Genomic DNA, 8,435 nt, shown 5'->3' with positions numbered 1-8,435 from the left:
ATGTTGGCAATCATCGGCGGCAGCGGTCTGACGACCCTGTCCAATCTTGACGTCTCGCACCGCGAGGTCGTTCGCACGCCTTACGGTGAACCCTCCGGGCCGGTGGTTTTTGGCCAGATCTGCGGCCAGCCGGCGATGTTCCTGCCGCGCCACGGCTACGGTCACACCATCCCGCCGCATATGGTCAATTACCGCGCCAACATGTGGGCGCTGCACCACCACAAGGCGACCGGTGTCATTTCGGTAGCGTCGGTGGGCGGCATCCGCAGCGACCTGCAGCCGGGCGACATCGTGTTGCCGCACCAGATCATCGATTACACCTGGGGCCGCAAATCGACCTACTTTGATGGCAACGGCACGCCGGTTACGCATGTCGATTTCACCGAGCCTTACGATGCCGAACTGTGCGGCCGTATTCGTGAGGCGGGCGAAGCCCTGGGTATTCCGATGAAGTCAGGTGGCGTCTACGCCGCAACCCAGGGGCCGCGCCTCGAAACTGCAGCCGAGATCAATCGCCTGGAGCGCGATGGCGCCGACCTGGTCGGCATGACCGGCATGCCGGAAGCAGTGCTGGCGCGCGAACTTGGCCTGCCGTACGCCGCCATCAACGTGATCGCCAACCACGCCGCCGGGCGCGGCAGCAGCGAACATGGCATCCGTTTCGAAAGTCTGGACGAGGTTCTGCAGGGCGCGATGGGCCGGGTGCGTTCGGTGATCGAGAAACTGGTCGGCTGCCAGGATATTTGTCAGCGCTGAACGGTCGACCGCTGAAATAATGCAAAAAAGGGCGCCGCGGCGCCCTTTGTTTGCAGCGGGAAAAGCTCAGACCTTCAAGCGCTCCATCAGCTCGGTTTCCAGGCGGATGCGGCTGGCGCTTTCGCGCAGGTCACCGCCGCTGATCAGGAAAACGTCTTCCGCGCGTTCGCCGAGCGTCGTGATCTTGGCGGTATGCAGGTTGGCGCCGTGTTCGGCCAGCGTGTTGGCGACCGTGTAGAGCAAACCTGGACGGTCGGCCGCGGTCAGCGAAAGAAGGAAGTGGGCGCCGCGCTCGTCGCCGCGGATGCTGGCTTCGGGCTTGATCGGGAAATGTTTGACCTGGCGCGACAGGCGGCCGGACGACGGAATGTCGGGCGGCAGCTGCTGGATCAGGCGCTGTTCGAGTTCGTGCTCGATGTAGGCAACCATTTCGCGGTCGGATTCGCGGTTTTCGATGTCGAGCACGACAAAGCTGTCGAGCGCGTAGCCGTGTGCCGTGGTGTGGATCTTGGCATCGACAATGCTGTAGCCGGCACGCGCGAAGAAGCCGACGATGCGGGCGAAGAGGTCGGGCTGGTCCTGGGTATAGACCATGACCTGCAGGCCTTCGCCCTCCTGGTAGAGGCGGGCGCGCACGACCGGCTGGTTGTTGTAGATCCGGTAATGCAGCGAGCGCGTGTGCCAGGCGATTTCCTCGGCCGAGTGGCGCAGGAAATAGACGGTGTCGAGCTGCTTCCACAAGCGCTCATGCACGGTGTCGGACAGGGCGAAGAAGCGCAGCAGGCGCATCGCCTCGGCCTGGCGTTCGGCGATGATGCCCTGACGCGCCGGTGCCTCGTCCTGGCCGAGATAGTGCAGGGTCTGGTAATAGAGGTCGGCGAGCAGCTTGCCCTTCCACTGGTTCCAGACTTTCGGACTGGTGCCGCGGATGTCGGCGTGGGTGAGCAGGTAGAGTGCGGCGAGATGGCGGGCATCACCGACCCGGCGGGCAAAGCCGGCGACGACATCGGGGTCGCTGAGATCTTCCTTTTGCGCGACCTGCGACATGTTCAGGTGATTGCGGACCAGCCAGACGACCAGTTCCGAGTCTTCCGGCGAGAGACCGTGTTGTTCGCAGAAGATCTGCGCATCGCTGGTGCCCAGCTCGGAATGATCGCCGCCGCGACCCTTGGCGATGTCGTGGAAGAGGGCGGCGATGTAGAGCAGCCAGGGCGCGTCGAATTCGCTCATGACGCGCGAACAGAGCGGATATTCGTGCGCAAACTCGCTCATCGTGAAGCGCCGGATGTTGCGCATGACCTGCAGGATGTGCTGGTCGACGGTGTAGACGTGGAACAGGTCGTGCTGCATCTGGCCGACGATGCGGCCGAAATTGGGCAGATAGGCACCAAGGATGTCGAGCTGGTTCATGCGGCGGAATTCATGAACGACGCCACGTCCGCTGTGCAGCAGGCGCATGAAGGCGGCACGGTTGGCCGGATCGGCGCGGAAGTCGTCGTTGATCACCGACTCGCCGGCACGCCACAGGGCGCGCAGGGTGCGCGCTGTCATGCCGTGCAGCTCGTGGCTTTCCTGCATGACCTGGAAGCTGTCGAAAATCGCCGTCGGCTTGGTCTCGAACAGGTTTTCGTTGCGGATATCGAGCAGATTGCCCACCGACTGGAAGTCCTCGTCGATGTATTGCGGTGTCAGTTCGCTTTCCGGCGCCAGCGCGGCGCCCATGTTCTGCAACAGGATGGTGTTGAGGACAGTGACCGACTTGGCGTTGCGGTAATAGCCCTGCATCAGCTGCTCGGAAGCGCGCTTCGCTTCGTTCGAGACAAAACCGTACTGGGCGGCCAGCGTGCTCTGGTAGTCGAAGAGCAGGCGGTCTTCGCGGCGGCCGACCGTGAGGTGCATGCGGATGCGCAGGTGGCGCAGGTAATCTTCGCAGGCCTCGGCCTGGCGGGCGCCTTCTTCGGTGATGATGCCGTTTTGTTCGAGTTCGGCCCAGGTCGCGCCGTAACCGGCTGCCTTGGCGATCCAGAAAATGACCTGCAAATCGCGTTGACCGCCTGGCGCATCCTTGCAGTTCGGTTCCAGGCTGTATGGCGTTTCGTTGAAGCGCAGGTAGCGTTCCTGCTGTTCCAGGCGCTTGGCTTCGAAGAAGACCAGCGGGTCGAGGTTGCCGTGCAGGCGTTTCTGGAAGGTGGCGAACAGTTTTTCGTTGCCGGTCAGCAGACGGGCTTCGAGCAGGGCAGTCTGGACCGTGATGTCGTTGCCGGCTTCGTCCAGGCATTCCTGGATGGTGCGCACGCTGTGGCCGATTTCAAGGCCGATGTCCCAGAAGTAGCCGACCAGCCTTTCCAGCTTTTCCTGCAGCGCCGCGCCGGCTTCGCGCGGCAGCAGGATCAGCAGGTCGATGTCGGAGGCCGGGTACAACTCGCCGCGGCCATAGCCGCCAACGGCGGCAAGCGACAGCGTGGCAGGAAAGTCGAGGGCATTCCACAGCTTGGCAAGTACGGCGTCGACCTGCACGCAGCGCGAACGGAGCAGGGCGACGGCGTCCTGGTTCTGCTCGTAATCCTGTTTCAGCCCATTCTGGATGGCCTTCACTTCTGCGCGCAGGGCGCCGACATCACAGCTCATTACTTGATCCAGTCCGGCTTGGGGCGAGATCCGGCGGAGAGGGTCATGATCTCGTAGCCGGTTTCGGTGACGAGCAGGGTGTGCTCGTATTGCGCAGACAGGCTGCGATCCTTGGTGACGATGGTCCAGCCGTCGTTCATTTCGCGGATGGCAGCCTTGCCGGCGTTGATCATCGGTTCGATGGTGAACATCATGCCGGCTTCCAGGCGCGGGCCGGTGCCGGCCTTGCCGTAATGGACGACCTGCGGGTCTTCGTGGAATTTCTTGCCGATGCCGTGGCCGCAGAACTCACGCACCACCGAGTAGCCGTTGTTTTCGGCATGTTTCTGGATGATCGCGCCGATGTCGCCCAGGTGGGCGCCGGCACGTACCACCGAGATGCCCAGCCACAGGCATTCAAAGGTGATTTCGCAGAGGCGTTTGGCCTGAATCGAACCTTCGCCGACGATGAACATGCGGCTGGTGTCGCCGTGATAACCGTCCTTGATGGTCGTGATGTCGAGATTGACGATGTCGCCGTTCTTGAGCGCGCGATCGCTCGGGACACCGTGGCAGACCTGCTGGTTGATCGAGGTACAGATCGACTTCGGGTAGGGATCGTAGCCGGAAGGGGCGTAATTGAGCGGGGCGGGGATGCAGCCCTGCACATTGACCATGTAGTCATGGCAGAGGCGGTCGAGTTCTTCGGTGGTCACGCCAACCTTGACGAAGGGTTCGATGTAGTCGAGGACTTCGGCGGCGAGGCGGCCGGCGACGCGCATTTTTTCTACTTCTTCCGGCGTCTTGATCGTGATGCTCATGGTTGTTCTGTTAAGCGGTGGGCAATGGGCAAGGATAAATGATGGGCTTTGTTTCTCAAAGCCGGCCAGGCGGGAAATGGCATACTTCGGGCTTGTGCAATCGACGGGCCGGGCAGTGGTGCGATGACTATTCTCTTGTTGGGCAAGGACGGGCAGGTGGGCTGGCAGTTGCAACGGGCGCTGGCAGCGTTGGGGCCGGTGCTGGCTTGCGGGCGTGCTCAATGTGATCTGGCCGATGCCGGGCAGATTCGTTCCCTGATTCGTCAATCCAGGCCGGCGATCATCGTCAATGCGACCGCGTATACCGCCGTGGACAAGGCCGAGTCGGAGCCTGAACTGGCGCACCTGATCAATGCCGTGGCGCCGGGCGTGCTGGCAGAGGAGGCGCTGCAACTGGGTGCGACGCTACTGCATTACTCGACCGATTACGTTTACGACGGCTGCAAGGCGACGCCTTATGTCGAAAGCGATGCGACCAATCCGCAAAGCGTTTATGGGCGCAGCAAGCTGGCCGGCGAGGCGGCGATACTTGCGGTCGGCGGCAAGTCGCTGATCTTTCGTACCAGCTGGGTGTTTGGCGAACACGGCGGCAATTTCGTCAAGACCATCCTGCGGCTGGCGCGCGACAGGGAAAGCCTGAATGTCGTCGACGACCAGGTCGGTGCGCCGACGCCGGCCGAGTTGATCGCCGACGTCAGCGCCATGGTGCTGGCCATGCTGCGCGGCGGTCAACGCCTGGAAAAAGGCGAAAACCGGCTGTATCACCTCGCTTCGGCCGAGCCGGTCAGCTGGTGCGGGTTCGCGCGTGCGATTGTCGAGCTGGCCGGGCAGATGCCGGGCTTCGATCTGCGTCTGCAGGCAGAGGCAATCCGCGCCATCACGACATCCGAATATCCGACGGCGGCGCGGCGTCCGGCCAATTCGCAACTAGCCTGTACCCGGCTCGAAAACGATTTCGGGCTGCAGATGCCGGGCTGGCAAGCTTCTCTGGCGCGCATGCTGGAGCGACTGGCGGCCACCTAGAGTGCTTGTAGCTCTTTGAGGGCGGGCGTTCTGCTGCTATAATCGACCGGTTTTTCTGGCTGTGTTAGCCAAAAAAATGGTTGTGCACGTGGTGTGTGCAATCAAAATCCTCACATCCGCCGATTAAGGGTGTGCGTCAAGATTCAGTCCTGGCGTACGTTTCCGGCGGGTGGCGGTTCAACCCTTAAGGAGTTTTACATGTCCGTTACCATGCGCGAAATGCTGGAAGCCGGTGTCCACTTCGGTCACCAAACCCGTTTCTGGTCCCCCAAGATGGCCCCGTATATCTTCGGTGCCCGCAACAAGATTCACATCGTCAATCTCGAAAAGACCCTGGCCAAGTACAACGAAGCCATCGCTTTCGTGAAGAAGCTGTCCGCCAATCGCGGCAACATCCTGTTCGTCAGCACCAAGCGTCAAGCTCGTGAAATCCTGGCCCAGGAAGCCCAGCGCGCTGGCGTGCCGTATGTTGACCAGCGTTGGCTGGGTGGCATGCTGACCAACTTCAAGACGGTCAAGACCTCGATCAAGCGCCTCAAGGAAATGGAACTGGCTGTCGAAGCCGGCGAACTCGAGCGCATGCCGAAGAAGGAAGCACTGACCTTCCGTCGCGAACTGGAAAAGCTGCAAAAGTCCATCGGCGGCATCAAGGATATGGCCGGTCTGCCGGATGCCATCTTCGTGATCGACGTCGGTTACCACAAGATTGCCATTACCGAAGCCGAAAAGCTCGGTATCCCGGTCATCGGCGTGGTCGATACCAACCACTCTCCGGAAGGCGTTGCTTACGTCATTCCGGGTAACGATGACTCCTCGCGTGCCATCCAGCTTTACGCCCGCGGCGTGGCTGATGCCATCCTCGAAGGTCGTAGCCAGGTTCTGCAGGACATCGTCGCTGCCGGTGGTGACGACGAGTTCGTCGAAGTCCAGGAAGAAGCAGCGCAATAAAGCTGCAATGGCGGAGCCCTAGGCTCCGCCTGTTTGAACAAGCTCAGGAGATAAGTTATGGCGGCAATTACCGCAGGCATGGTGGCAGAACTGCGCGGCAAGACCGATGCGCCCATGATGGAATGCAAGAAGGCACTGACCGAAGCCGATGGCGACATGGTCAAGGCCGAAGAAATCCTTCGCGTCAAGCTGGGTAACAAGGCCTCCAAGGCCGCTACCCGCATCGCCGCTGAAGGTGTTGTGGCAATCAGCATCGCTGCTGACGGCAAGACCGGTGCCATGATCGAAGTCAATAGCGAAACCGACTTCGTCGCCAAGAACGACGAGTTCCTTGCGCTGGCCAATGGCAGTGCCGCCCTGGTGGCTGCACACAACCCGGCCGACGTGGCTGCGCTGTCGGCTCTGCCGATGGGCGAAGGCACCGTCGAATCGACCCGTTCCGCACTGGTCGGCAAGATCGGCGAAAACATGACGATTCGTCGTTTTGTCCGTTTCGAAGCCAAGGGCAAGCTGCAGTCTTACATCCACGGCGGTTCCAAGGTTGGCGTCGTGATCGATGTGGTTGGCGGTGATGATCAGCTGGGCAAGGATCTGGCGATGCACATCGCTGCTTCCAAGCCGAAGTCGCTCGATGCATCCGGTGTTTCTGCCGAACTGCTCGATACCGAACGTCGCGTCGCCATCGAAAAGGCCCGTGAAGCCGGCAAGCCGGAAGCCATGCTCGAAAAGATCGCCGAAGGCACCGTCCAGAAGTACCTGAAGGACGTGACCCTGCTCGGTCAGGTCTTCGTCAAGGCAGAAGACGGCAAGCAAACCATCGAGCAGCTGCTCAAGGCCAAGGGCGCTTCCGTTGCTGGCTTCAGCCTGTTCCTGGTGGGTGAAGGCATCGAGAAGAAGGTTGACGACTTCGCTGCTGAAGTTGCTGCCCAGGCTGCCGCTGCTGCTGCCAAGAAGTAATTGTTAAGGAAACGCCAATGACCACGCCCAAGTACAAGCGGATTCTCCTCAAACTCTCCGGCGAAGCCCTGATGGGTAATGACGCCTACGGCATCAACCCGCAGGTCATCGCCGGGATCGTCGCGGAGATCAAGGCGGTATCCGATATGGGTGTGGAAATTGGCGTCGTGATTGGCGGCGGCAACATCTTTCGCGGCATGGCCGGTACGGCCACCGGGATGGATAGAGCCACCGCTGATTACATGGGCATGCTGGCCACGGTGATGAATGCCATGGCACTGTCCGATGCCATGCGCCAGGGCGGTCTGAATGCCCGCGTGCAATCGGCGCTGAATATCGAGCAGGTGGTCGAGCCGTACATCCGCGGCAAGGCGATCCGCTATCTCGAAGAAGGCAAGGTCGTCATCTTCGGTGCCGGTACCGGCAATCCCTTCTTCACCACCGATACTGCTGCAGCCCTGCGCGGTTCGGAAATCGGTGCGGAAATCGTGCTCAAGGCGACCAAGGTCGATGGCATCTATACCGCCGACCCGAAAAAAGACCCTTCTGCCACGCGTTTTGACAAGATCAGCTTCAATGAAGCGATCTCCAGTAATCTGGCGGTCATGGATGCGACCGCCTTCGCGCTGTGCCGCGACCAGAAATTGCCGATCAATGTGTTCTCCATCTTCAAGGCCGGCGCGCTGAAGCGCGTGGTCTGTGGTGAAGATGAAGGTACGCTGGTCTATTGCTGAGGAAACAAGATGATCGCCGAACTCAAGAAAACTGCCGAAGGCAAGATGCAGAAGTCTCTGGAATCGTTGAAGAACGATCTCCAGAAAATCCGTACCGGCCGTGCTCATACCGGTCTGCTGGATCATGTCCAGGTCGATTACTACGGCTCCATGGTGCCGGTCAATCAGGTGGCCAATATCACGCTGATCGACGCGCGTACCATCGGTGTTCAGCCGTGGGAAAAGCCGATGGGCCAGAAAATCGAAAAGGCGATCCGTGACTCCGATCTGGGTCTGAATCCGGCTTCGCAAGGCGACCTGATCCGTGTGCCGATGCCGGCCCTGACCGAAGAGCGTCGGCGTGACCTGATCAAGGTCGTCAAGACCGAAGGCGAAGCCGCCAAGGTCGCGATCCGCAACCTGCGTCGTGATGCCAATACCCATCTCAAGGATGCGCTCAAGAAGGGCGAGATTCCCGAGGATGACGAGCGTCGTGCCCAGGACGATGTCCAGAAGCTGACTGATCGTTACATTGTTGAAGTCGACAAGATGCTCGCCGCCAAAGAGGCCGAGCTGATGCAGGTTTGAGCCTTTCTTCGGCTGAGTTTTC

General features: G+C 60.7%; 8 protein-coding genes. 6 read left to right on the top strand and 2 right to left on the bottom strand.

Annotated elements, in window-relative coordinates; genetic code table 11:
• Positions 1–756 carry an S-methyl-5'-thioinosine phosphorylase gene (locus KI612_RS12105; protein ID WP_226440335.1) on the top strand — a complete coding sequence of 252 codons (756 nt, stop codon included), beginning with the start codon at positions 1–3 and terminating at the stop codon, positions 754–756.
• Positions 757–822: 66 nt separating this feature from the next.
• Here KI612_RS12105 and KI612_RS12100 read toward each other — a convergent pair whose 3' ends face one another.
• Positions 823–3,384, bottom strand: coding sequence for a [protein-PII] uridylyltransferase (locus KI612_RS12100; RefSeq protein WP_226440334.1), 2,562 nt, complete (start codon positions 3,382–3,384; stop codon positions 823–825).
• Complete coding sequence (gene map / locus KI612_RS12095) at positions 3,384–4,184, bottom strand: type I methionyl aminopeptidase (protein WP_226440333.1); 801 nt, start codon at positions 4,182–4,184, stop codon at positions 3,384–3,386. The genes KI612_RS12100 and map overlap by 1 nt, the downstream gene beginning before the upstream one ends.
• Before the next feature lie 123 nt (positions 4,185–4,307).
• Here map and rfbD point away from each other — a divergent pair, with 123 nt between their 5' ends.
• The 5 genes from rfbD (at position 4,308) to frr (ending at position 8,413) form a co-directional block, all read left to right on the top strand.
• Positions 4,308–5,207, top strand: a complete 900-nt coding sequence (gene rfbD / locus KI612_RS12090) for a dTDP-4-dehydrorhamnose reductase (protein ID WP_226440332.1) — start codon at positions 4,308–4,310, stop codon at positions 5,205–5,207.
• 198 nt (positions 5,208–5,405) lie between these two features.
• Complete coding sequence (gene rpsB, locus KI612_RS12085) at positions 5,406–6,155, top strand: 30S ribosomal protein S2 (protein ID WP_226440331.1); 750 nt, start codon at positions 5,406–5,408, stop codon at positions 6,153–6,155.
• Between the two features lie 57 nt (positions 6,156–6,212).
• Positions 6,213–7,112 carry a translation elongation factor Ts gene (gene tsf, locus KI612_RS12080; RefSeq protein ID WP_226440330.1) on the top strand — a complete coding sequence of 300 codons (900 nt, stop codon included), beginning with the start codon at positions 6,213–6,215 and terminating at the stop codon, positions 7,110–7,112.
• Between the two features lie 17 nt (positions 7,113–7,129).
• Complete coding sequence (gene pyrH / locus KI612_RS12075) at positions 7,130–7,846, top strand: UMP kinase (RefSeq protein ID WP_226440329.1); 717 nt, start codon at positions 7,130–7,132, stop codon at positions 7,844–7,846.
• A 9-nt stretch (positions 7,847–7,855) separates the two neighbouring features.
• On the top strand, positions 7,856–8,413 hold the full coding sequence (frr, locus tag KI612_RS12070) for a ribosome recycling factor (RefSeq protein WP_226440328.1): 558 nt from the start codon (positions 7,856–7,858) through the stop codon (positions 8,411–8,413).
• The last annotated feature ends 22 nt before the right edge of the window (positions 8,414–8,435 follow it).

It is taken from the genome of Quatrionicoccus australiensis (genome assembly GCF_020510525.1).
Classification (GTDB): domain Bacteria; phylum Pseudomonadota; class Gammaproteobacteria; order Burkholderiales; family Rhodocyclaceae; genus Azonexus; species Azonexus australiensis_B.
This window is presented reverse-complemented; position numbering and strand designations above follow the sequence as displayed.

Bases quoted from the DNA above. Each gene is read 5' to 3' on its own strand.
- KI612_RS12105 (WP_226440335.1), top strand. From the start codon at position 1: ATGTTGGCAATCATCGGCGGCAGCGGTCTGACGACCCTGTCCAATCTT.
- KI612_RS12100 (WP_226440334.1), bottom strand. From the start codon at position 3,384: ATGAGCTGTGATGTCGGCGCCCTGCGCGCAGAAGTGAAGGCCATCCAG.
- map (WP_226440333.1), bottom strand. From the start codon at position 4,184: ATGAGCATCACGATCAAGACGCCGGAAGAAGTAGAAAAAATGCGCGTC.
- rfbD (WP_226440332.1), top strand. From the start codon at position 4,308: ATGACTATTCTCTTGTTGGGCAAGGACGGGCAGGTGGGCTGGCAGTTG.
- rpsB (WP_226440331.1), top strand. From the start codon at position 5,406: ATGTCCGTTACCATGCGCGAAATGCTGGAAGCCGGTGTCCACTTCGGT.
- tsf (WP_226440330.1), top strand. From the start codon at position 6,213: ATGGCGGCAATTACCGCAGGCATGGTGGCAGAACTGCGCGGCAAGACC.
- pyrH (WP_226440329.1), top strand. From the start codon at position 7,130: ATGACCACGCCCAAGTACAAGCGGATTCTCCTCAAACTCTCCGGCGAA.
- frr (WP_226440328.1), top strand. From the start codon at position 7,856: ATGATCGCCGAACTCAAGAAAACTGCCGAAGGCAAGATGCAGAAGTCT.